The following is a 24,526-nucleotide window of genomic DNA, read 5'->3' as shown; positions in this document are numbered from 1 at the left end:
CGTGTGGCTAATCGCCCTCAACGATGCTGAGCTCAGAGAGTCGAACGTCGCCGGCCTCATCAGACGCATCAAGATCGACGGTCCCGGTGATGGCCCAATCGTGATTGCCATCCGGATCGTCGATAATTTGTCGCACCGACCACGAACGCCCGTTTTCTTTGATGATGATCATGTCCGCGGACCGGGCAGATGCGTCCACGCCTAAATCAGCGAAATTGTCGAAGTAATCGTCGAGTGCTGCTGGCCAATCGGGAGTGTCAGTTAGATCTTCGGTTGCTACGCGGTCGGTAAGTTCATCGAGCTCGTCCTCTTTCTCGAAGGCAAAGAGCTCAACAAACCGAAAAAAGACGTTCCGAACCATACGCGTAAATGCCCGCGTATTGGCAGTGAGTGCACGTTCACTACCATCACCGAAGGCACGTTCTTCAACTTCCTTATCGGTGATCGGAGTATCGGGATCAGCCATACGATTCCATTCATCCAATAATGACGAGTCAACTTGGATAATGAGTTCGGATAGCCAATCAATAATGTCATCTAACTCATCAGTGTGATACTCCGCAGGGACCGTGTTGAGTAACGTCCGCCACGCGTCAGTGAGATAACGAAGAATAATGCCCTCTGACCTGGCTAAACCATAGGCTGCAATGAGGTCGGAGAAGTTCATTGCTCGCTCGATCATGTGGCGCACAACAGACTTCGGCGAGAGAAAGAATTCTCGCGCCCACGGGTGACCTTCGCTATATGCCTCAAACGCCTCGTCGAGCTCCTCTTTGAGCGGCATCGGCCACGTAATATCCTCGACAATCGCCATTCGCTCGGTGTAGTCGACGCCCTCCGCCTTGAGCGCGGCAATCTCTTCGCCCCGCTCTTTCTTTTCCTGAGCCCGGAGTAGCGGCGACGGATCGTCGAGAATTGACTCCATCACGCTGATGATATCGAGCGTAAAAGTCTCGCTATCAGGATCGAGAATCTCCAAAGCAGCGACGGCGAATGGCGATAACGGTTGGTTCAATGCAAAGTCACGCTGCAATTCGTCGGTCACGTGACAATAACGACCAGTATCGTCCGGGGTGTCAGATTGCTCGATTATTCCGGCTTGCTTAAGGCCCCTGAATAAATCAATAGCCATATGAATATGGCGGTTTTGCTTTGCACGGCTTTCGTGATTTCCACGCAGTAGGTGTTTCATGGCTTCAAAGCCATTCCCCGGGCGGGACAGAACGTTGAGCAACATGGAACTCGATACCGCAAATTGGCTGGTCATCTGTTCCGGCTCAGCGTTAATCAGGCGCTCATAGGTGCTTTCGGCCCATGTTGCGCGACCTTCTGGTGCTGATTTCTTTCGCAGCTTCTTAAGTTTTTTAGGATCACTCCCGGCCTTCTGCCGCGCCTGATAATTCTCAATTTCGTGTTCAGGTGCCTCGATGACGACATAACCCGCAGTATCAAAACCAGCGCGACCGGCTCGCCCGGCAATCTGGTGAAACTCCCTGGAACGCAAAACTCTGTGTCGCTGGCCATCGTATTTCGCGAGCCCACTAAAAAGCACCGTGCGGATAGGAACGTTAATACCCACACCGAGTGTGTCAGTTCCACAAATCACTGTTAGTAAGCCAGCCTGGGCAAGTTTTTCGACGAGACGACGGTATTTCGGGAGCATGCCCGCGTGATGAACACCAATGCCTTGACGGACGAGACTGGATAATTGACGCCCAAATGCTGAGGAAAAACGAAAGTCCCCGATTGTTTCGCGAATCTTTTCCTTGGTCTCTGCGGAAATTTTCACATGCCCTTTGAGGGCTTGAGCACGTTCCGCCGCTTCCCGCTGTGAGAAGTGAACAATGTAAATGGGCGCCCTATCGTCTTTAATAAGCGTCTCAATTGTTTCGTGAATAGGCGTATAGACGTAAGAAAACGATAGGGGAACAGGCCGTTCAGTTCCATCAACGAGATCTGTATCCCGTCCCGTTCGGGCGCTTAAGTCTTTGCGCAGGAAAGTTGTGTCCCCCAAGGTGGCAGACATCAAAATAAATTGTGTCGATGGAAGTTCAAGGAGCGGAACTTGCCATGCCCACCCTCGTTGGGGATCGGAATAGTAATGGAACTCGTCCATCACTACCTGGTCTATCTCAGCATCGGGACCATCGCGTAGGGCAATATTGGCTACGATTTCGGCAGTTGCACAAATAATCGGAGCTTTGCCATTGACAGTGGCATCTCCTGTCATCATCCCGACATTTTTCGCACCAAAGGCGTCGCACAGGGCAAAGAATTTTTCATTGACCAGCGCTTTAATTGGCGCTGTATAGAATGTTCGCCTGTTATGCGCGAGGGCGAAGAAATGCGCATACAAGGCGACAAGTGATTTCCCAGAACCGGTGGGTGTTGCGACGATGACATTATCACCGGCTTCTGTTCCGAGGATTGCTTCTTCTTGGGCAGGGAAGAGGGTAATTCCTCGCGAGCGAACCCAGCTTCGAAATGAATCAGAAATTGCTTCGTCGTATAAGGATTCGGGGACGTCAGCAAGGTCGGGAAGATAACTAGCTAGGTTCACGGCTCTATCCTAATAGCCTCGTTTAGTCTTCGTCTGAGTCATCGCCTCCATCGGAGTGTGGCCGACGGTCGCCACCGTTGTCGTCCTCGTCATTAGAACGGGGAGTATCCGACTCGTCCCAGGACTCGGCACCAATATCCTCGGTACTGTCATCCCCAGCATCGATATCCTGAGTATCTTTATCGCGGTTCACCTGCGCGAGGAATTTTTCTAGTTCTGCGCCGATCTCATCCCCAGTGGGCACCTCGCCGTCCGAGCTCAGCAGACCGCGGTCATGACGCTCCCTATACCGTGCGGTTTCTTGGTCATACTGGGCTTCGAGAGCATGGACGACGGCAGCTATCTCACCCGACTCCTCAACCTGCTCTTCGAGTTCGCGCTCAACTTTTTCTGACTCCCGTTCCAAGGCCTGCAAAGGAATAGAAACACCTGCTGTTTCTTCCACAGCTTGGAGGAGTTTGACCACCGCAGAGGGATATTCCGAGGCGGCAATGTAGTGCGGAACATGGGCCGTAAACCCTGCCGTCTCAATACCTTCTTTGGCCATTTTCATCTCGAGCTCGAGCTGAGCGGATCCCGGTACGGTAATACGCCCATCAAAGCGGGGATACCGGAGCGGATCCGATTTGTACGAGCCATGTTGGGTCACGATAAGAGGGCGGGTATGAGGAACCGGCATCGGAGCGGAATAGAGGCTCACCGCTTTTGTCACCTTAAAACGTTTAGAGAGGTCGGTGACGGCCTCAGTAAACGCACTCCAACGTAAATCGGGTTCCGGCCCGGATAAAAGAAGGAACGGAATTCCTGCATTATCACGCACAACGTCTAAGGAGAGTTCTGTCTTTTCGGCAGGTGCTAACTCATTGTCGACGATATGTACGGCAGGCCGCCGTGAGCGATAATCAATAAGCAGATCGTTATTAAATGTCGCTAATGGTGCATGTTCCAAGGCTGCTTTGATGTGCGACCCTGCGTTATCGATAGCTTGGCCAGCGTCAGCGTAGCCCTGGAGCGCTACGACGAGTGATAGGCCGTTACTAGCGTCGGATTGTGTTTCCGGCTCAGGATATTCAAGCTCGTACATCGTTTCGTCATTATCCATTGTCATTATTAGTCCTCGATATCATTTGTTCATTTCGTCGTTTAATTGGTCGTTATTTAAAAGGGTCGATATTAACGCGACACTACCCACAACACCATGATAAGTAGTGGTATTCCACGAATTTAGCCCCGTCGTGCCTGTTTCCGTGTACCTCCACGTACCGTCACGATCACCCCGTATCGACACTAGTTCACAATAATAGTGGTGGGCACGGTATCTTCCAGTGCTCTTTGGGAGGCCGTGACCGATGGTGCTCTACCAGTTATCCACAGGGTAATAGTTATCCACAGCGTGCGCAGTTTTGCCCTCGTCTCGGCGGTGATGGTGCGACATTAATTGCCAAACTAGCGGCCATGACAGATTGCCATTCCTCGTGTAGCACCGGTACGTCCGACGTGTTTTCCATTTTTGCCCGTCCCCGCCCATCCTCTGACATCGTCGGCACGGTTCTAGGAGCGTTGCCACGGATCCTCGGAGAGAACTCAACCAACAAAAACCTGATCCTGATCGGTGACTCCTGCTGCGAAAACTGTAGTGGTGCCAAGACATCCAGTGGCCAGGCAGAACCTCCATCAGAACGAATGTCTAGCGGAGTGTGTGTACTCGCCACTCCAGTTGATAACGCAGATAGCTTCGACCGTGCGCTGGGCTCCCTTGATATCCCTCTCTCGTCAGCATGCTGGTTAATTGTCGACGAACCTGGGGCCGTCGATCTTGTGGCGTCGATGATGAAGGATGGCCAATCCGGGAGGTCGTCTCTCAATCATCGACGACGGGCGACGGCCACGGAAGCAGTGAACGCCGGGCTGCCTGGTGCGACATTCACATCTGCTCACGTCACAAAGCAAGTGGGCGGCGATGGTCTTAGCGCGACCGTGACTGTCGATGATCACACTGAAAACGGATCTGCGGACACGATCCGAGCCATCAACACCATTATGTCGACGTTGTGGGCAAAAGGCGTCGAGGTCACAGCAGTCGTTGGCATTGACACGCTACGGGCGGGACAGCCATTTGCCGTCATGTCTTTCGACGCAGGCGGCCATTTCGACACTGGAAGTGTCGGCCATGGCGAAGCTCTGAAAAGCTGGTTTTCTGACCTCCGTGCTAGTACGGATTCGTCGTTGCCGAACAGCGACACGGCCAGCATTTTTGACGCCGACGAATCGGTGCTGCCTTTTCCGCCCGAGGCGGGTAATGAAATTGCTGAAGAAGCGCAGCTCAGCGATATCTACATCCGCGAGTTCATTAGTCACTTCACCGATGGTGCCGAATTCGACCCCGATCTGAACATGGATAGTGAATCTCTCAGGGGCGAATACATCGCTTGTCCATGGGAGACCGGACATCGTTTCAACACGGCTTTCGGTAGCGACGAGCGTCTAGACAGTAATGCGCTGATGTCACTGTGCCTTGATAGCTTTCGAGATTTCATGACCCTGATCGGCGAGATAGCCGAGGACATTGCTGCCAGTGCATCATCAGAAGGACAACAGCCCGATTTTAGTGATCCCGTTGTGGCTCAACGTTGGATTCGAGCTCTCAATACTGGCAGTTTGCGGGACATCAGCCATGGTCTTCGCTATTCGCCACTACGGCAGACCCTTCGAGATATTTTCTTGAGTGCAGCCCAGGCCTTCCCATCCCAGTCGCGTTCATTTGCTCTGTGTATGTGGGGGATCATGGATCGGAATGAACATGAATCTTTGGCAGGGGTGGCTTATCGTCGCGCTTTACAGGAACAGAAATTCGACGAAAGAGCGTCGTTGCCTTATTCGCTCCTCGCTCTTTATCGTGGGCAGAGGACCGATTCTGGTATCGCGCTGTTGACCGCGTTGAGCGTCGAATCGCTTGATGATCTCGTGACTACTGTCAACGCCCTCGCCGCCCGTGGTGTCGATGTCGCGAGTGAACGAAAAGTGATAGACACGCTCCTCGGAGCGATTGATGTCGACGCCATCATCGAAGAATTCCATAAGTTCCGCTTCGAGCCGTGGGCATCAACACTGTCTGAGGGCGTACAAGCAGCTTGGCGTTTACAGCGGTGGGGCCACGATCCCGTCGAAGACAACGCAAAGGCTAGGAGAGAGTGACGCAGCCGCATGGTGTGCGCGTTATGTATGGCGTCGTCTAGCTGCGTGCTCTCTATGACGTCGCCTTGGGTAAAGAATGCGCACGATCTCCGAGCGATTGAGCGAAGTCCCACGCTGTAGACACAATTGTCTCGAGGTCAGTGTGTGTCGGATTCCACCCCAGTTCGTGATGAGCCTTGTCGCTGGACGCAACAAGAATCGCGGGGTCACCGGCCCGCCGGGGAGCAGTATCCGCCGGGATCGGATGGCCAGTCACTTTTCGACACATCTCGATGACTTCACGGACCGAATACCCGTCGCCGGATCCGAGATTGTAAATCCTGTGCTGACCGGGCTTGTTGGTTTCAAGCGCCAGGAGGTGAGCATCGGCAAGATCCTTGACGTGAATATAGTCCCGGATGCACGTGCCGTCCTTCGTCGGCCAGTCGTCGCCAAAAATCTTCACTCCATCGCGGTGGCCTAGAGCTACTTGGAGAATGATGGGAATGATGTGGGTTTCGACGGGGCGGTTTTCGCCTTGACCGTGGTAGGCCCCGGCCACATTGAAGTAGCGTAGCGATGTTGCTCCCAAGCCGAAGGCGTGGGCGTACGACGTGATCATGTGATCGATAGCGAGCTTCGTCGCACCATACGGGTTCGTCGGCCGCGTGGGGAACTCTTCAGTAATAGGAACTGTCTCCGGTTCTCCATAGGTAGCCGCAGTGGATGAGAACACCAAGTTACTGACATGAGAATGGCGCATCGCGTCCAGGAGCGTCAATGTGGTCACAACGTTGTGGTGCCAATAATCTTGAGGCCGCTCAACAGATTCACCGACGAGTGATCGGGCGGCGAAATGCGCAACGCCATCGAAGTCTTCATCAGCGAGGACGTCTGCAGCGACATCGCGAACATCTCTACGGACAAAGTTCGCGCCCTCAGGAAGGAGGTCAGTATTGCCCGTCGTGAGATCGTCAATAACGGTCACGGAATGTCCCTGTTCAAGGAGCACTTTAGCGACGGTGCCGCCAACGTATCCTGCGCCGCCTGTTACGAGAATCTTCATACTGTTCTTCACCTTTCGTACGTGGTGGTTAGTCTCAGTCTGTTTATTTGTATCTACGGAACACCCAGTTTTCACGCGACGTGCCACTGGCTAAGCCTTTGCGTACGTTCACTGCAGGGGAACGGGGCCAGTCGCCGTCGTCGGGTGCCGTGTGGCGTGGGTCCTCAGTCTAGCCCTCATATGAATGGCACACGCTTCCGACAAACTGAGAAGTCGCTGATGTTACTCACAACACGAAGAGGACAACTCTTTAAACACTTACCCCCTAAAAAGGCTGAGAAAAGGGCGCGAAAACTGGCCTTTTACGCCACATTGTTAACACGTGCCCCACCAATCGCGTGGTTATGTGATCATTTTCATTTCCGCCCGATCGAGTGCGAAATAATGGGGAGGCACAGGGCAGAAAAATATTGACTTAATAGCAAGTAAGCTTTACCTTCATATCAGGATAGATGCGTAACCTTGGCTGTCATTTGCATGACTGAGCATGGGAAGTGATAGCCATGGAACGCTACTTCTTGATGCACCAGCGTTCCCTAACGACGCCCTCCCTTACACCGGATCGGTTAACGGGACATCGTCGTGATCGCAGCGCCGGGCGAGTTCGAAATGCCCCCTCGATTACCTGGAGAGTTCATGCTTCCCACCGGAGATCACTCCGAGACCCACGCACCCAGTGGCTCACGCAACACGAGTAAGAAAAAGCATGGTCGTACCGCGGCTCGTGCCCTCGTTGCCTCCTTGTCAACGGTGTCTCTCATTGGGATGGGTTCAGCTGCTGCCCCTGCTGCGTCGGCAGTTGAATTGTCTTCGTTGAGCGACGCGATCAATGACTTGGGATTCCCGGGATCGCCTGATCTTGGCCGATTCCTCAATAGTGGTGGGGGAGATGAACAATCCCAATCACCGACGCTGACTCTCGATAAAGATAAAGACATCAGTGGCGGCGATACTCTCAAAGCGACGGGTAAGGGTTACAAGCCTGGTGAATCTATTTACGTCACCCAGACAATCGAAAAGCCCGCGTCCGGATATCCAAAGACTTATGGCAAAGCGGTCAAGGTAAAAGCCGATGACCAGGGTAATTTCACGACCGACTTGACCGTCGATACCAAGTTTAGGGACGTCGACTGCACCACCACCCAGTGCTATGTCGCGTCATTCACCGCATTCCCGAAGCTCTTTGACCGCTCCCAGGACGCGTGGACACCCATTAGTTTCCGTAACGGAAGCCCGGTCACTGTTGACACCGAGGGCGGTCACTACGGCGATGGTGGCAGCGACAACAGCAATTCCGGCCAGGATAATGGCGGCAATTCCCAGCCAAACTCCGGCTCCCTGGGCAGCACATCAAGCAGCGGAGCAACTGTCTCAGTAAATAAAACCACTGACCTCAATCCGAGCGGAGATACTGTTCGAGTTGAAGGTAAAGGGTTTAAAACTGATGGGCCTGGTATTTATGTAGGTATCGCCCAGGATGATCAGTTCAGCACCACTAATCCCGACGCCTTTGGCCCCGATACGAAGTGGGTCTCGAAGAGCAAGGGGAATCTGAACGACGATGGTTCCTTCTCCATCGATTTGCCCGTCAGCTCGACCTTCGGTAACGCGAACTGTAAAGACAACCACTGCTCGATCTTTACACTTGCTGCACACGGATCTTCTGATAGAAGCCAGGACACAGCAACGCCTGTCTCCTTCAAAGGTGGGGTAGCCAAGAAGGAAGACGGAGCTGTGACGCCCCCCGCTACCTCCGGCGACGGGGCAGCATCGGGCGGAAATGACAACGGCCAGGCCGCTCCCGCAGCGAACCCAGGTGGAAACCGGCAGTCCAGCAACGGAAACTCGGGCTCTGCTGCTCCTCAGGGAGGAGCGCCTGCCCAGTCAGCGCCGGCACCCACCGGGGCACACTCCTCGAGTGGCGCGGCGGTCACATTGTCGAAGACTCAGAACCTTAACCCGAGCGGAGACACGATCCGGGTTAGTGGTCAAGGGTTCAAGACCAGCGGCAATGGTGTTTATGTCGGGATTGCCCAGCAGGATCAATTCAGTACGACCAATGCTGATGTCTTCGGTCCCGGTACGGTGTGGGTCTCCAATCAAAAAGGCAACCTCAATTCTGATGGATCATTCTCTGTTGATCTTCCCGTGTCAGCCACATTCGGAAGCGCGAATTGCCTGACGAATGCGTGCGCGGTGTACACCTTTGCCGCACATGGGTCGAGCGACCGTAGTCAAGATACGGCCACACCGGTTAGCTTTGCGGGTGGAGTTGCTGCATCAAGCGCACAGCAGGCAGCACAGTCTGTTGCCTCAGGCGTTAGCCGGAGTGGCGGCTCAGGTTCGGGCAGCTCAGGTTCGGGCAGCTCGAGCGGCGGATATGGCCTCAGCCAAGCTTCGGGCGCAAGTGGCACGTCGGGTCAGTCACGCAGCGGAGCGCGAGTTTCGGTATCACGAACCACGATCTCTCCGACCGGAAAAACTCCTGTTACGGTGACCGGCCAAGGCTTCAAGACTGGCGGCAACGGCGTTTATGTCGGGGTTGCCGAGAAATCGAAGTTCTCCTTCACGGATGCCTCTGTTTTCGGAGCGACCAACTGGGTGCGGCCACAGCAGATTTCGTCAAACGGATCGTTCAGCACCACGCTGAACATCGAGCCCATCTTTGATGGCGGTAACTGCATTAAGAACCAGTGCGCTATCTTCACCTTTGCAGCACACGGTTCGACGGACCGCAGCCAAGACACGGTGACAGACATTACGGTTACCGGTACTCAGCAGGAAAAAGAGTCCGCGGTGAAGGCGGCCGAGAAGAAGGCTGAGGAAAAGAAGAAGGCAGAAGAAGCGCGGAAGAAAGCCCGCGAAGCCAAGAAGAAGAACAAGAACTCTAGGGGTTCTAAAGATTCCGACGGCGACCAAGCCATCGACTCCGAGAACACGAGCTCAGATCACGGATGGCTTTACGGAACTATCATCGGCATCCTTGGCACACTCGCCATCGTGTTTGCTGCACTATTCGGCATCGAAAAGCGGAGGAACTCCGCAGCCCAGCAGCCGAATTCGTCCAATGATGACAGTGCAGACAACGAATAGCTAAGCCGCCGTCCATGGGATCATCCCATGGATAGCAGCAGCTTGCGACTTAGCCCCATCTCATGGTTTGTACCGTGAGGTGGGGTTCAGTTATACCTGCCGGAGCCATCTCCGCCGCAACAGTGGTGCTCACAGCAATCACGAGCCGTGCTAAACACCGACCGTGTGCGATGGTTGTGGGAGAAACCTATTGTGTCTTTCTTAGCGGAACAACAATGGGGGAGTCATCCGGTCCACGAAAAACTTGCATGGGGCAGCCATAAATTTCGCTCAGCAACTCGGGCTGTAATACCTCATCGGGATTCCCGGACACAGCAACCTGGCCGTGGTCAAGCACAATAATGCGGTCACTCCACGCTGCGGCGAGAGATAAGTCATGGAGAACAATCCCCACTGCGGCACCATTCTTAGCCCGGTGTCGGCAAATCTTCATCACATCTTCTTGATGACGAATATCGAGCGCAGCCGTCGGTTCATCAAGGAGGATTAACGGAGTGTTTTGCGTAAGAACTCGAGCGAGAGATACTCGAGCTTTCTCGCCACCAGAGAGGTGATGAAACTCGCGGGAAAGAAATTCGCGAACGCCGGTTTCTTCGATCGCGGTATTCATCGCCTCAGCTGCTTCGTCGGCAGTTTCGGTTTTTGCCCAGGGCGCACGGCCCATCGCAATAGTCTCGCCGGCGGTAAAGGAAAAACCGACGGTGTTCGATTGCGTCAATACTGATCGCAGGCGGGCTAAATCAGGCGCAGATGTCGTCGATACGTTGTGGTCTTCGATCCAGACTGTTCCTGAATCAGGAGTGAGATCGCCCGCGGCTACGCCCAATAATGTCGATTTACCAGCACCATTAGGCCCGACGATGGCGACAACTTCTCCTTGGCCGATCGATACATTAACGGCATCGAGAACGACGCGTGAACCTCGGCGTAAGGACACTGACTCAAGAGATAGCATGGAGAACCTTCCTAACAGATCGTTCTTCGTCGCAGACGCTAGCGCCATGCACCAGAGTGACCACGAGAGCGTCGGAGTAGGTAGAAGAACACAGGACCACCAATAAGCGCTGTCAGCATCCCTAGAGGGAGATCAGCACCGCGAATAGCTGTTCGTGCGACGACGTCGGCAATGGTCAGTGTTAGCGCACCGCCCAATGCGGAAGCCGGGATAAGAATGCGGTGCCCGGGCCCGACGATGAGCCGTAAAGCGTGAGGGACAACAAGTCCAACAAATGAAATGATGCCGGTGAAGGCCACGCCTACCGCAACAAGTAGCGAGACAATAACGACGATCGACGCGCGGAGACGCTCAACATTGACCCCCAGGTGGTGTGCCTGACTTTCACCCAAGGAGAGAAGATCAAGCGGTTTAGCCAAAGTCCAGGCCAGAAGACTGACCGGAATAGTGACGATGCAGATGATTCCTGCGGCTGTCCACGATGAGCCCGCAATAGAACCCATTTGCCAGAACACGATCTGATCGCGAGCTGCATTATCCGCAATGAAGGTAAGGAACGCGATAATACCGCCGGCCATGGCATTGGTGGCGACACCCGTCAGAATGAGAGTGACAACTTCGCTTCGGCCATTCCGTCGGGACGCGAAGTATATAAACGCGGTAGTACACAAGCCCGCAATGAAAGCCGCGAGCGTGACCATCCATGGGCCGAGCCCCTGGTGAGCGGCGGTTGTCGATGCCCCCAAAGCAATGGCTGCGGAGGCCCCGACGGCTGCTCCAGAGGACACACCGATAATGCCCGGCTCAGCCAGCGGGTTAGAAAACACGCCTTGTAGAAGAACTCCCGATACTCCTAGGCCCGCGCCCACAATGGCTCCGACGACGATTCGCGGGAATCGGACGTACCATAAGGCGGCTTCGGCATTAGCGTGATCGGGACCGTCCAACCAGGATATTCTCATGGAGTGCAGCAACGAGCCCAACACTTGACTGGGAGTTGTCTCCACTTGTCCGGCGGTGGCTGACCACACCAGGCTGATGGCCAGGAGCGCGATGATCGTCGGAAAGAAAATGACCGTTGCTACAACTCGGGTTTGATGGAACGACTGTGTGCGGGAGCGTTTCATCATGATCGACGCTCCAGGGCCTCAGGCGTAGCGTTTGAGGACGGCGCAGCTGACGATGGTGACTGTGAGTCGCCATACAGGGCCTGGGCCATCGCTGTGATCACACTGCCAGCGTCAGGACCGAACGACAACAGGTGTGAGTCGGGAACAGTTAGCACACTGTCATGAGCTCCGGCTGGAGTCTGATCAAACCCGGGGAGCTTGTGGAGGCCATCCAAGCCACCAATGGACTCAAGCCCTTCTTTCATCACAATGATTGTATCGGGCGCAGCCTTGACCAATGCTTCCGATGTCAGGTTAGTAAAGGCCTTATCTAGCCCGAGCCCCTCACCGGCATCGACGCCGCCGAGCGATTTGATGAGGTCAGGTGCCCCAGATTTCGGCCCGGCGATCATCGAAACATTCGTCCCACGCAGGTAGAGCATAATCATGCGACGATGGTCAGATTCCGCTTGAGCAGCTTTGCTGGCGGACTCAATACCATCCCGCACTTTCTGTGCTGCTTGGTTTCCAGCATCCGGGTCACCTAAGGCAAGCCCGATCTCCTTCATGAGGTTATCCGCGTTAACAAGGTTTCTGTCTCGATCGGTACGCACAACGGTGATCCCAGATTTTTCCAATTGGCGGAAAACAGATTGCGGCCCAATTGTTCCGTCGGTGAAAATAACGTCGGGATTGAGATCGAGAACTGCCTCGGCATTAATGGAGTGACCACCTGGTGTTACCAAGGGCAGCTTCTGAGCCGACGGAAAATCAGTAGAGATATCTCTTCCGACGAGTTTATCGCCCATGCCCATGGACCACAGAGATGCTGCCATAGCCCCGGATCGGTCGAGGCCGAGAATGCGATCAGCCTTTTTCACCGTGACTTCCTTGCCTTGCGACGTCGTTTTCGCAGGAAGATTCGGTTTAATCTGGGCGAGGATTTGGGGATCGCCCGTGTTCAATGAGGCATTGACGAGCCCCTCTGCATGGACCGGATGTTCTGAATTATCCGACTGACTGGACGACGATTCCCCGTCGCGTGACGGGACGTCGCACGCGGTGGTGGTTAAACCAATGACGAGTATGGCGCCCACGAGCATGGTTAGTGGTTTGAAGGGGTGGCGGCCAGCTTTACAACGGCCGGCCGATAAGAAACCTGAGGGGTAATGCAAGGTCACAGCTTTCACGGACAACGATCAGTACAGCGATCGTGGGAGAGTCGAACTACAGACGAAACCTGGAAGCCTGGGGCCTCCACGTTGAGGTTTTAGCTTACCTATAGGTGAGGTAGAGGAAAAGGCCACACCACCCTTATGCAGTGAGGGGGTGTTGACGTGTGCGTTAAGATGCACAGATGGTAGCCAAGTTATTTGTCTTAGCCGACGATTATACTTTTCTTGTATAAGGTTAACCACGGTACGACTTTACGAACCCTACGAGGGAGCCCTCCGCGATGAAACACAACACTCATTCCACTCGACCGGCACTAACGATGGGTAGGCGGGCTGGTGCACTCGTCGTCACTTTGGGGTGTGCACTCGGAATGGCTGCGTGTTCCAATGATAACGGCTCGAATGACTCATCATCCGGTGCAGCGTCTGCCGCCAAGTCGAGTGGTCAGTCCGCCAAAGCTAGCGACACTGACGACAGCGCAAGCACAGAAGTCACCGGAACCGATGACATCGTCGTCATGAAAGTATCGCAAGCAAAGGATCTGCGGGACGGGCAACAAGTCACGGTAGATGTTAATGACGCCGACCCGGACATGGGGTATTACCTCGCCCTGTGTGCGAAAGAGCAAACCGGAGATGTTCCTGATTGTCTGGGGGCTCACGGGGATCCGAATGCACAAAAGTGGATCTCGAATGAAAATGAGGACGGAGCCATTCCTGATGATGGCTCGTTCAGTGAAGAAATCACCGTCAACCAGAAGAATGTCAGTACTGGCGGAGACGAGATCGACTGTAAAACCCAAGAATGCGTCATCAAACTCTTTGGTGACCATAGCAACGGGTTTGTCGATGTTGCGGATATTCCGGTCACTTTCCAGTGATGGGCATGTGAATTTCCACCGTAGATACGAAAGTAGGGTGGGGCGCTCGTTGGCGTACCACCCTGCTCGGTTTCTACTTCTGCTTTTTTACTCGACAACGATAGCGTGGGCCAAGCTGACAGGAATGGCCACTGTTTCATCACCAACCGAGACCGTGGCATTACGGTCATTGACGACCGCGTGAATCTTCTTACCAGGAACAATTCCGGCGTTCCGTAGATTTGCCATCACAGCGGAATCGGACTGGAGTACCTCGTTAAACATGAGGATCTTCGCAGTGACGAGTTCATTGCGAGCAAGATCCGTCAGCCGCTTACCCTCCATCTGCGGCTCACTGCCATTGACCCCGAGCTGCGGAAGCCCCGGAATCGGGGTACCGAAGGGGCTGTGGGTCGGCGCATCGAGGACATCATAAAGACGACGCTCAACGTCGTCGCTCATCACGTGTTCCCAACGACAGGCTTCTTCGTGCACTTTCTCTTTGGGAAGCTTGAGGGTAGTAGACAGTAAACACTCTGCTAAGCGGTGTTTACGCATAACCGCGATCGCAACCTGGCGGCCGGCGTCGGTGAGTTCAAGGTGGCGGTCTTCCGCGACGCGAAGCAGCCCATCACGTTCCATGCGTGCTACCGTTTGGCTGACTGTGGGGCCTGATTGTTCCAAGCGCTCCGCGATGCGCGCGCGCAGGGGAGTGATACCTTCTTCATCCAACTCATAAATAGTCCGGAGATACATCTCGGTGGTATCGACGAGATCCTTCATGATGGATGCCTTTCTCAAGTAGTTCGATAAATAAGACGACGGTACTAGTTTTTACTTTACCCTTAACACAAGAGCCCCGGGAAATATTTCCCCGGGGCGTTTTTACCCACTTTCGCTGACAATAAATGTGGGTACGCTAAAAGCCAGAATGCGAGATAAGCATCTCAGCACTTAAGCGTAAGACCGCAACTTATCCGCACGCTCTCCTTTTCGGAGCTTCGCCATGACCTCACGTTCAATTTGGCGGACCCGCTCACGAGAGAGCCCAAACTCGCGACCAATCTGATCAAGAGTCCGGGGGACACCGTCGTCGAGACCAAAGCGGAGACGAATAACGTCTTGCTCTCTTTTCTCTAAAGTCGCCAAAACGGTTCTAATGTCGGAGTGGCGGAGAGACGCTACGACGGCTTCTTCCGCGTCGGTCGCTTCAGAGTCCTCAATGAAGTCTCCCAGCGGAGCCTCTTCATCCGTTCCTACCGGCATGTCCAAGCTCACCGGGTCGCGGGACTGCTTCAGAAGAAGATCGATCTTTGATTCGTCGATACCAGACTCTTCCGCGAGCTCCTCATTGGTAGCTTCCCTGCCCAAGTGCTGGTACATCTCGCGCTTAATGCGGGAGAGCTTGTTCACTTGCTCGACAAGGTGGACAGGAAGGCGAATCGTTCGGGACTGGTCGGCCATCCCGCGCGTAATGGCTTGTCGAATCCACCATGTTGCGTACGTCGAAAACTTAAAGCCCTTGGTGTAATCGAACTTTTCGACGGCGCGAATGAGGCCCAAGTTCCCCTCTTGAATGAGGTCGAGGAGCGGCATTCCGCGCCCCGTGTAGCGCTTCGCTAATGAGACGACGAGTCGGAGGTTGGCCTCCAAAAGGTGAGCTCGCGCAGCGCGCCCGTCTTTAGCAATAGCCTTGAGATCCCGCTTCTTCGACGGAGTGAACTGCTCGTCAGATTCAAGGAGATGTTGTGCGTAGAGGCCAGCTTCAATCCGTTGCGAAAGCTCGACTTCGTCTTCCGCGTTAAGAAGTGCGGTACGGCCAATTCCGTTGAGGTAAACCCGAACTAAATCAGCTGAAGGATTTTCATTGTTGTTGGCCCGCCGGCCAGGATCACCATTAACTTCGGTTGTCGTACTGACGTGCGCTTCGTCCATGTGCTGGCTCCTTAACTGCGCTCGGTGTCGCGATAGCGGTGCAATGTAACGGCCCGTTGGGACGGGGTGGTGATGTGGACGTTTGTCGTCGATTGCCACCTCATTAGTGCCCAATCAGAATGTCGAGCTGTCACGATCGCATTCAGTTAGTCCAACGCATGGGTCGGTGAAAAGGTTCCATAAGCAGTTTTTCGCATGATTCTTGGCCACTGTTGGAGGCGGATAGACACCGCGTGCGACGGGGCGTGAAGTCACATGAGTGTGATTTATCTCAACAAAAGCGCTGGTAAACGCCCTATACGTCAGAATTAACTCTCACGCTCCCGCGTACCCCTATTCGGGGTTGCCGGTGAGCCCGGGCTTCCATGACGATTATCCGACTAGGAGCGATCTCCACTCGAAATTTCGACGAGGACAGTGAAGGGGCCATCGTTGACTGACTCGACCGCCATGTAGGCACCGAAAACTCCCGTATCAACGGTAAGCCCACGGTCACGGAGCTCCTCGACGCACGTGTTGAAGATCGGTTCAGCCTCGGCCGGTTTCGCCGCCGCAGACCACGACGGGCGTCGGCCATGCGACGTATCGCCCATCAGCGTGAACTGTGACACAACAAGCAACGGCGCACCGAGGTCGAACGCGGATACCTCGGTGGGGCGCCCCTCGGGCGTCGAGCCCTCAAAGATCCGAAGGCGAGCGAGCTTTTCCGCCATAGCCTGAGCAGTGGCTGAGGTATCTCCGGTGCCTACCCCGATGAGAACAAGGAGCCCTCCGACGTCCGAGTCCGAGATGGATCCAACCACTGAATCATCAACAACAACGGACGCAGAACGAACACGAGTGACTACAGCTTTCATTCAAGATCTCCAGGTAGAACAAGCCCGTGGCGAATGGCGTCGACAAGAATAGGGAGAAATTGGTCGGCCAGGTTTTGGGCTTCAGTAGTAGGGGTAACGAGTCCGGCAATCTCGCACACATCGCGCGCCGACAACCCATTCGGATCCAAACCTCGAAGGATACGGAGAACATTCTCGTCGATTTCGTGGGAAAACCGTGGCCCGTCGGTTCGCGTGATCCGCGTGACGACGTCGGTAAACGTGGAGTCCGCCTCCGGCTCGGCGAGAGAAACCTCTTCCAGAGCTAGGCCGGGCCTGACGCTAAACCGGCTGTCCAGGATCTCATCCGGAGTACGCGCATCAAGCCATGCGCAGCGTCGGAAATATTCCTCAATCTCCGGGCCGAGAGGGTCCGTGTACGGCTGAGTAAATTCCTCACACACAACCTCAGAATTTTTCTCAGGATCAATCGGAGTCATCGCGATAAAACCAATGCCGATTCCTGTCACGCCGGCCTGTTCCATATAGTCAATCCACGCCTCTGACTGCGATCGGCCGAGCTCACTGCGGGGATCGAGAGACTCATCCTTGATCCACGTGCCCACATAATGCAAGGGGTCGACGCAATCACGCTCCAACACCCATGCACGATAACCATGGTCCGGAATCCACGACGCAATCCGCGCTTGCCAGGCCTGATCATCTGAGTGAATCCACGCGCCCAACACGCATGCCTGGCCATGAGCGGCCAGGTGCTCCGGAATACCGCGAACGAGCTTAGCCGTGGCGCCATCGAGCTCCATTCCAGAATCGCGATACACGTGGCGCAACGTCGGTGGACCCACCACAAAAGGCGGATTCGCGATGATGCGATCGAATGTCTGATTGCGGACGGGGTCGAACCACGAGCCCTGTTTGAACTCCACTTTCGTGCGTGACTCGGCGGTCGACACAACGTCGGCCGCAGCGCACGTAGCTTCAGCGAAGAGGAGCGCGCGCGGGCTGACGTCCGTGGCCGTCACCGAGTCGGCTCGTCCCCAATGGCCCATAATTTGGACACCGGATCCGGTCCCTAAATCTAAAACTGAGCCGACGCGGGACGTACCCGTTGCCTGAAGAAGTGACCGCGACGCAGCACCCACGCCCACGACATGGTCGGGTCCGGCCGAATGATCAACCATCGAGGCGTCGGCATCACTAAAAACGAGGAAGTCAGAGCTTTCCGACGGACCGACGCGCAGAGGGCGGATATCAATTGCAATGCGAAAACGCTCTGGATCTGTATCTGGCTCGCTGACGATAACGCCGGCGGAGAGAGCGTCGGTGAAGAAATTGTCGCCGAAAGTGTCGACGAACATGTCGCGCGGTTGTGGCTCGCGGAGGATGAGTAACCGAACCGCGCCTGCGAGAAGACGGTCATCCTCACCCGAGGTTTGGTGCTCGAAGCGATGGCAGGCGAAAGAAACAGCGGCGGGTTCGTGCCGGTCCAAGGCCGCTAGGCCGTCATCGCCGAGGACACGGTGTAAACCCGACGACGAATAACCGAGCTCCTTCAGCCTTTTCGCGAGCGCTGTGGCGTAGCGTGGCAGCTCGGAGATATCAGGTAGCGTGCTCACCATTGTGGCCTGTTCTCCAACCTTTCATCAGAACGTGAAGCACCTAAAGCACATGAAGCGCTAACGGTGCGAGCGGATTACATACGGGCACATAAAGTGCGGGCAGATGGCTAAAAATCTCAAGTGAGAATCCTATGTGAAGAGACGTGGGTAAAGCATCCTGCGCTGGACGATCACAGGGTCGTGTCAGGATCAGCGTTATTCCGCTCGGTCTCGACAGGATCAACATCCACCCTCGTTGCCCTTGAATCGGCGGCTGCCTCTGATTCATCTGATTCACGTGATGTGGCCTGTTCACGTCCGGCGACTAACTCGCGGGCGCGTTCTCCGTCGACAAGACCATTAAAAGCGTAATACGCCTCTCTATTCACGGCAGGCTTATACACCTGTGGCTTCCTTGGATCGTGTGTTTCACCCACGGCATTAGCTATCACGACCGCGATCCATGGAAGGGGGACAGAGATCACAGTAAAAACGGCCGCCAACACCAGGTTGTGCAACAGCATGTATGCCAACGCGGCGAGCAAGAGGAACGGGATACGCGATCCCTGCAAGACGGCATACTCACGCCGCCTGCGGTGCCAATCCTCAACTGGCGACCTCTGGGCGTCGGTAATAAGTGCGACGTGCTTGCGTCGGTGGAACATACTCCCCACCGTAGCCCCTCGACTGCGATCACGAAGCGTTAGCGGTAGGGTAGATAGCTCCTAACCGGCAATCTGGATTCCCGGACCTCAGATGGGATGGCCCGGGACTCTCCACCTGACTTGACGTATAAGGCATGATTGAACCGTGACAACACCGCAGACAACCACGATTGAACGCACCAAGACCGAAGAACAAACAACTGATTCGGACACACCAAAGTACTTCCACTACGTGAAGAAAAACCAGATAGTGGAATCAGCTGTGAATGGTAACTACGTGGTGGCATTGTGTGGGGAAACTTTTCCCGTCACAAAGCAAGCCAAGCCGGGCTCGCCGGTGTGCCCGGAGTGTGAGCGCATTTATCGGGGGCTGCGCCGACGGTGAAACTCCGCGAATGGCAGCAAGCTGCGCTCTCGCAGTACTTTGACGCAGATCCGGACGATTTTCTAGCGGTTGCAACGCCGGGAGCAGGCAAAACAACCTTCGCGCTGACACTTGCTCGGCGTCTTCTTGATAGGAGAGCTGTCAACCGCATCATCGTGGTTGTTCCCACGGAGCACCTGAAACATCAGTGGGCCGACGCTGCTTCGCGGATGGGGATCGCTCTGGATGCCAACTTCACGAACTCGGCGGGGACCCTCAACCCTGTTTTTGACGGGATGGTGGTCACCTACGCCCAGGTCTCGATGCACCCGTTCAAACACAATTCCTTGGCGACGAGAAAAAAGTCCCTGGTCATCATGGACGAGATCCACCATGGTGGGGATGCCAAGAGTTGGGGCGACGGAATCCGCTACGCATACTCCGATTCCGCGAAACGCCTCGAGCTGACGGGTACGCCGTTTCGTTCCGACGATGCTCCCATCCCGTTTGTGCGGTATATCGAGGATGGAGACGGCCATCAGGTCTCCCGTGCGGATTACACCTACGGGTATTCCCACGCATTGCGGGATGGTGTTGTTCGTCCCGTCGTATTTATGGCGTACTCCGGGGAAGCGCGGTGGCGTGACAGCGCAGGGGAGGAGTTTGCAGCCCGGCTAGGCGAACCCCTCAGTGCTGAGCACACGGCTAAAGCGTGGAAAACTGCTCTTGACCCCAAAGGGCAGTGGATCCCATCTGTCCTGCGTGCGGCCGATATCCGTCTCAAGGAGTATCGACGTGCCATTCCCGACGCTGGAGGGCTCGTTATTGCCACAGATACGAAGACGGCACGTGCTTACGCAAAGATTCTTGAGCGTTTGTCGGGTGAACCGGTGACTGTTGTTCTGTCCGACGAGCCCGGATCGTCTCGTAAAATCGAAGAGTTTTCGCGGTCCACTGAGCGGTGGCTCGTTGCAGTTCGCATGGTGTCGGAGGGCGTCGATGTTCCTCGGCTCGCGGTCGGCGTGTACGCGACGTCGTCGTCGACGCCTCTATTCTTTGCGCAGGCGGTTGGCCGATTCGTTCGAGCCCGAGTGCCTGGTGAGACAGCGTCGATTTTCTTACCATCGATCCCAGTGCTGTTGGATTTAGCATCCCAAATGGAGGCTGAACGCAACCATGTTTTGGGTAAACCGCATCGGCCCAATGAAGGCTGGGATGATGAATTGGTGGCCCAAGCTAACAAAACTGAGTCCGAACCCGATGACTTGAAAAAGTACGAGTCGCTTGGCGCGGACGCGGAACTCGACCACCTCATTTATGACGGTTCGTCCTATGGCACGGGGACATTATCGGGATCCGAGGAGGAAGCCGAGTATCTGGGGCTTCCCGGGTTGCTTAACGCGGACCAGATGAGGCAACTGCTGCAAAATCATCAGCAGGAGCAGTTGAAGGCTCGGGAGCGGGAAAAGAAAAAGGCTGACGAAGCACGGCGTCGGTTCCACGATCCGCGCGATGGTGAGGGGGACGACAATCGCCACAACCTCGATAGCAGTCGAGGTGTGATTGACGATCTTCCGCGCTTACGGAAAGAACTGAATGCGTTGGTGTCTATTTCTGCCGCGCGGACCGGCCGTCCGCACGGGCAGGTGCACAATGAAGTTCGTCAGGCATGTGGCGGGCCTCAAACAGCGTTATGCACCGCTGACCAGCTGCGGAGCCGAATTAATTATCTGCGCAAGTGGTGATCTTCGCGGTGCTAAGCCGCCGTGTATTTTCTCTGTACCGGCGTATTACCCATACCAGCGGCGGCCGGGTGAGTCTTGGTACACGTTGTCGCCCGCATCATCCGGTGGGATTGGGATGCGGGCACACAAAGTAATCTGCACAAGCTAATCTGCGAAGACTAGTCGAGGTAGTCCCGGAGAACCTGCGAACGGGACGGGTGACGCAGCTTCGACATCGTCTTCGACTCAATCTGGCGGATGCGCTCGCGGGTCACGCCGTAGACTTGGCCGATCTCATCCAACGTTCGTGGCATCCCATCGGTGAGGCCGAAGCGAAGCCGAACAACTCCCGCCTCGCGCTCAGTCAGGGTCTTGAGAACATCCTGGAGCTGGTCTTGGAGGAGGGTAAAGGAGACCGCGTCAACAGCCACAACTGCTTCGGAGTCCTCGATGAAATCACCGAGCTGGCTATCGCCCTCGTCACCGATCGTCTGGTCCAGAGAAATCGGTTCGCGAGCATACTGCTGGATTTCCAGGACTTTGTCCTCGGTAATGTCCATTTCGCGGGCCAATTCCTCGGGTGTTGGTTCGCGGCCCAGGTCCTGCAAAAGCTCGCGCTGGATACGACCAAGCTTGTTAATAACCTCCACCATGTGGACTGGGATACGAATTGTTCGAGCTTGATCAGCCATCGCACGAGTAATGGCCTGCCGAATCCACCACGTTGCGTACGTGGAGAACTTGTAGCCCTTCGTGTAGTCGAATTTTTCGACGGCACGGATCAGACCTAAGTTGCCTTCCTGAATAAGGTCGAGGAAGGCCATTCCGCGGCCCGTGTAGCGCTTTGCCAAGGACACGACAAGACGAAGGTTGGCTTCCAGCAAGTGGTTCTTCGCTTTGCGACCATCACGGGCGATTGATCGCAAGTCTCGCGATTGCGCCGGGCTGAGCTTGGTGTTGCTCGCCTTGAGCTCCTCAAGCTTGTGGTTCGCGTACAAGCCAGCCTCAATACGCTGCGCGAGGGACACCTCTTGCTCTGCGTTAAGCAGTGCAACCTTACCGATCTGTTTCAGGTAAGCGCGGACCGAATCCGCGGAGGCAGTCAGCTCAGCATCTTTCCGAGCTTGGCGAAGCGCTGCCGACTCATCCTCGTCCCACACGAAGTTGCCATTGTCGCTATCGTCATCGTCATCATCGTCGTCAGTTGACGAATCATTAGTGCGCTTAATAGGCGAACTTGAGTGGTCGCCGTCCATCTCGTCCTCGTCCAGATCAGCGTCATCGTCTAAGTCGTCACTGTCGAGGTCATCATCGTGATCGAGATCGTCGTGGTCGACGTCGTCATCGAGGTCATCATCCAGGTCGGAGTGATCCATATCGATGTCATCGTCATCATCGATATCATGCAGCTCGAAATCGTCTCCATCGTGATGGAGATCGGTATCCGCACCATTCGACGCATCCTGATCAGGATGGTCGTCGACAACCTGATCATCCGACGTGATCAAGTCGGTATTCTTCTCGGCCGCCGTGTCCTTAGTCGACTTACGGCTTGCCGGCGACCGCTTATTGGCAGTCTTCGTGGTCTTTTTTGCAGCTGATTTCTTCGACGCCGCTTTCTTAGGGGTAGATTTCTTCGCCGTTGTCTTCTTAGCCGCAGTCTTCTTTGCTGCCGTTTTCTTAGCGGCAGTCTTTTTCGCGGCGGTTTTCTTGGCCGCGGTTTTCTTGGCAGTGGTCTTCTTTGCCGACGACTTTTTGGCTGCTGTCCGCTTGGTACCCTTCTTCGCGGTTGCCCTCTTCGGAGCAGCCTTTTCCTGGGACGATGAAGAAGACTCGTTCGCAGCTGCCGACGTATCTTCGTGGAGGGCAGATGATGCCGAGGCCTGCTTCTTGGCAACCTTATTCGCAGCAGTCTTCTTCACTGTGGCTTTCTTTGCCGCGGTCTTCTTCGCAGCAGTTTTCTTAGCCGCCGTCTTTTTCGTGGCCGCTTTTTTGGCTACAGCCTTTTTCGGTGTTTCAGTCATGCCTGTTTTCGCTGTCTCCACTATCGCTTTGCCCCTTCACCGTCATTAAACCTTGTGCGCGCCGTGGTTATTCCTAGAGTTCCATGAAGACTCGGTTCTTGGCCGACAGAGGCGGTCTCCCTATCTTGCGATCTCCCGATTGACGTCAATGCGACTACTCGGGGTTGCTCGATACTGTCCACATGGCCCTTCCTGATCGATGAAGATTTCGATTGGTGCTGCGCACAGATTTGACTGTTTCCGCATGTCAAGCGCCGGCACCTACCCCAGATAGCGCGTCGCCACCGCGGGTTGACCCCACGAGATGGCGATTGATGATCGCGTCATACGCCCAGGATGTGGCCTGAGCGCAATGAAGGTGTATGGCAGCCAGAGTCACTCATGTGCGCAACGAGCTGGATCGACCGCCCAGTATAACCTACGTACCTCGCTCCACGTCGAGCGGCTCCGACTCTGTGTCCTTAAACGTAGGTACTTTATGGGCAAATATGGTCACGCGCTGCCATCGCCGCGCCTACAATTCCGGCTCGGTTGAGAAGTTCAGCGGGCACGACTGTCGTTTCGCATGTCAATCGTGGAATCCATTTTTCATGCTTGCGTGATATTCCGCCCCCGGCCACAAACGTCGTGGGAGAAAAGAGCTTTTCGTACTCTTTAAGTACTCGGTCCACGCGTTTTGCCCATTCTTTATATGACAAGTCTTTGCGCTCTTTGACAGCCGAGGAGGCGCGTCGTTCAGCTTCCTTACCATCGATGTTTAAATGACCTAACTCACTATTGGGATACAGTTGCCCATTAATGAGCAAGGCAGAGCCGATTCCTGTACCAAAAGTCAGGAAAATGACTGAGCCTTTCCGCGCAATAGGGTTCCCGTAGGCCACCTCTGCTATTCCGGCAGCGTCCGCGTCATTGAGGACAGCGATATCGCGGGTTGGCCCAATATGGCGGTGGAAGAGCTCCGACACGTCGGTATCAATCCACGATTTGTCGATATTTGCCGCGCTACGAGCTTGCTGTTGTTTCACAATGGCGGGAATGGTGATCCCAACAGGGCCCGTCCATTCTGCCTGTTCAACGATCTGACGGCACGTGTCAGCGACAGCGTCGGGAGTCGACGGCTTTGGTGTAAGAATCTTGATTCGCTCTCCGACGAAAGTCCCGTTATCGAGATCAACAATTGCGCCTTTTACTCCGCTTCCGCCGACGTCTATACCAAAGCCGTAATTATTCATAACTTCGATAGTAGCGGATTTAACGACGGCAACTGTGGATGATTTCGCCGATCGTGCTGTTGTCGTTGGAATTCTCCCGAGGAAATGGCGGAGCACAACCCGCCGTCGTCGGCGGAACACGGGGATGCTGGGCTGCAGCAAGGGGCGAAAATGGTT

Annotated in this window: 18 protein-coding genes; 5 read left to right on the top strand and 13 right to left on the bottom strand. The window is 55.1% G+C overall.

The genetic code is table 11. The features are described from left to right. Nucleotides 1-7 precede the first annotated feature (7 nt). Together KCQ76_RS01165 and KCQ76_RS01160 are read right to left on the bottom strand one after the other, a co-directional pair. Nucleotides 8-2,560 carry a DEAD/DEAH box helicase gene (locus KCQ76_RS01165; protein WP_046202228.1) on the bottom strand — a complete coding sequence of 851 codons (2,553 nt, stop codon included), beginning with the start codon at nucleotides 2,558-2,560 and terminating at the stop codon, nucleotides 8-10. 22 nt (nucleotides 2,561-2,582) lie between these two features. Continuing rightward, the gene (locus KCQ76_RS01160) at nucleotides 2,583-3,668 is read right to left on the bottom strand and encodes a PAC2 family protein (protein ID WP_082089830.1); all 1,086 of its coding nucleotides are present in this window, start codon (nucleotides 3,666-3,668) and stop codon (nucleotides 2,583-2,585) included. 347 nt (nucleotides 3,669-4,015) lie between these two features. Here KCQ76_RS01160 and KCQ76_RS01155 point away from each other — a divergent pair, with 347 nt between their 5' ends. After that, a complete protein-coding gene (locus tag KCQ76_RS01155; RefSeq protein ID WP_152646899.1) occupies nucleotides 4,016-5,755 on the top strand; it encodes a hypothetical protein in 1,740 nt (579 codons plus the stop codon). A 52-nt stretch (nucleotides 5,756-5,807) separates the two neighbouring features. On the opposite strand, the gene galE is transcribed toward KCQ76_RS01155, so the two are convergent. Next, entirely contained in the window at nucleotides 5,808-6,800 is a 993-nt protein-coding gene (gene galE, locus KCQ76_RS01150; protein ID WP_046202231.1) for a UDP-glucose 4-epimerase GalE, read from the bottom strand. A 636-nt stretch (nucleotides 6,801-7,436) separates the two neighbouring features. On the opposite strand from galE, the gene KCQ76_RS01145 reads away from it, so the two are divergent. Beyond that, nucleotides 7,437-9,893 carry a neocarzinostatin apoprotein domain-containing protein gene (locus tag KCQ76_RS01145; protein ID WP_046202232.1) on the top strand — a complete coding sequence of 819 codons (2,457 nt, stop codon included), beginning with the start codon at nucleotides 7,437-7,439 and terminating at the stop codon, nucleotides 9,891-9,893. A 187-nt stretch (nucleotides 9,894-10,080) separates the two neighbouring features. Here KCQ76_RS01145 and KCQ76_RS01140 read toward each other — a convergent pair whose 3' ends face one another. The 3 genes from KCQ76_RS01140 to KCQ76_RS01130 are packed head-to-tail and all read right to left on the bottom strand — an operon-like array spanning nucleotide 10,081 to nucleotide 13,147. Further along, complete coding sequence (locus KCQ76_RS01140) at nucleotides 10,081-10,848, bottom strand: heme ABC transporter ATP-binding protein (RefSeq protein ID WP_046202233.1); 768 nt, start codon at nucleotides 10,846-10,848, stop codon at nucleotides 10,081-10,083. A 38-nt stretch (nucleotides 10,849-10,886) separates the two neighbouring features. Beyond that, nucleotides 10,887-11,978, bottom strand: a complete 1,092-nt coding sequence (locus KCQ76_RS01135) for a FecCD family ABC transporter permease (protein ID WP_082089832.1) — start codon at nucleotides 11,976-11,978, stop codon at nucleotides 10,887-10,889. Further along, complete coding sequence (locus KCQ76_RS01130; RefSeq protein ID WP_235428983.1) at nucleotides 11,975-13,147, bottom strand: heme/hemin ABC transporter substrate-binding protein; 1,173 nt, start codon at nucleotides 13,145-13,147, stop codon at nucleotides 11,975-11,977. Before KCQ76_RS01130 ends, KCQ76_RS01135 begins: the two co-directional genes overlap by 4 nt. Before the next feature lie 266 nt (nucleotides 13,148-13,413). Between KCQ76_RS01130 and KCQ76_RS01125 the strand changes: the two genes are divergently transcribed. Continuing rightward, nucleotides 13,414-14,013, top strand: a complete 600-nt coding sequence (locus tag KCQ76_RS01125; RefSeq protein WP_046202234.1) for a neocarzinostatin apoprotein domain-containing protein — start codon at nucleotides 13,414-13,416, stop codon at nucleotides 14,011-14,013. Nucleotides 14,014-14,100: 87 nt separating this feature from the next. On the opposite strand, the gene KCQ76_RS01120 is transcribed toward KCQ76_RS01125, so the two are convergent. The 5 genes from KCQ76_RS01120 to KCQ76_RS01100 form a co-directional block, all read right to left on the bottom strand. After that, nucleotides 14,101-14,775 (bottom strand): iron-dependent transcriptional repressor DtxR, encoded by a 675-nt coding sequence (locus KCQ76_RS01120; protein WP_012731706.1) that lies wholly within the window; start codon nucleotides 14,773-14,775, stop codon nucleotides 14,101-14,103. Between the two features lie 171 nt (nucleotides 14,776-14,946). After that, the gene (locus KCQ76_RS01115) at nucleotides 14,947-15,927 is read right to left on the bottom strand and encodes a sigma-70 family RNA polymerase sigma factor (RefSeq protein ID WP_046202235.1); all 981 of its coding nucleotides are present in this window, start codon (nucleotides 15,925-15,927) and stop codon (nucleotides 14,947-14,949) included. A gap of 380 nt (nucleotides 15,928-16,307) precedes the next feature. Next, nucleotides 16,308-16,784, bottom strand: a complete 477-nt coding sequence (dtd, locus tag KCQ76_RS01110; RefSeq protein ID WP_046202236.1) for a D-aminoacyl-tRNA deacylase — start codon at nucleotides 16,782-16,784, stop codon at nucleotides 16,308-16,310. After that, the gene (locus KCQ76_RS01105; protein ID WP_046202237.1) at nucleotides 16,781-18,382 is read right to left on the bottom strand and encodes a DUF7782 domain-containing protein; all 1,602 of its coding nucleotides are present in this window, start codon (nucleotides 18,380-18,382) and stop codon (nucleotides 16,781-16,783) included. Before KCQ76_RS01105 ends, dtd begins: the two co-directional genes overlap by 4 nt. A 170-nt stretch (nucleotides 18,383-18,552) precedes the next feature. Then, the gene (locus tag KCQ76_RS01100) at nucleotides 18,553-19,026 is read right to left on the bottom strand and encodes a DUF3099 domain-containing protein (RefSeq protein WP_052722257.1); all 474 of its coding nucleotides are present in this window, start codon (nucleotides 19,024-19,026) and stop codon (nucleotides 18,553-18,555) included. A 145-nt stretch (nucleotides 19,027-19,171) separates the two neighbouring features. Here KCQ76_RS01100 and KCQ76_RS01095 point away from each other — a divergent pair, with 145 nt between their 5' ends. Both KCQ76_RS01095 and KCQ76_RS01090 read left to right on the top strand, forming a co-directional pair. After that, on the top strand, nucleotides 19,172-19,411 hold the full coding sequence (locus KCQ76_RS01095) for a DUF3039 domain-containing protein (RefSeq protein ID WP_012731701.1): 240 nt from the start codon (nucleotides 19,172-19,174) through the stop codon (nucleotides 19,409-19,411). Then, nucleotides 19,408-21,135 (top strand): DEAD/DEAH box helicase, encoded by a 1,728-nt coding sequence (locus tag KCQ76_RS01090; protein ID WP_046205183.1) that lies wholly within the window; start codon nucleotides 19,408-19,410, stop codon nucleotides 21,133-21,135. Before KCQ76_RS01095 ends, KCQ76_RS01090 begins: the two co-directional genes overlap by 4 nt. 158 nt (nucleotides 21,136-21,293) lie before the next feature. On the opposite strand, the gene KCQ76_RS01085 is transcribed toward KCQ76_RS01090, so the two are convergent. Both KCQ76_RS01085 and ppgK read right to left on the bottom strand, forming a co-directional pair. Then, nucleotides 21,294-23,159 carry an RNA polymerase sigma factor gene (locus tag KCQ76_RS01085; RefSeq protein WP_430640115.1) on the bottom strand — a complete coding sequence of 622 codons (1,866 nt, stop codon included), beginning with the start codon at nucleotides 23,157-23,159 and terminating at the stop codon, nucleotides 21,294-21,296. A 455-nt stretch (nucleotides 23,160-23,614) separates the two neighbouring features. Further along, nucleotides 23,615-24,370: a polyphosphate--glucose phosphotransferase gene (ppgK, locus tag KCQ76_RS01080; protein WP_041629341.1), complete on the bottom strand. Its 756-nt coding sequence runs from the start codon at nucleotides 24,368-24,370 to the stop codon at nucleotides 23,615-23,617. Nucleotides 24,371-24,526 lie beyond the last annotated feature (156 nt).

This window comes from Corynebacterium parakroppenstedtii, from assembly GCF_019754935.1.
GTDB lineage: Bacteria > Actinomycetota > Actinomycetes > Mycobacteriales > Mycobacteriaceae > Corynebacterium > Corynebacterium parakroppenstedtii.
Note: the sequence above shows the minus strand (reverse complement) of the source record. Positions and strands in the feature narration are given on the sequence as shown.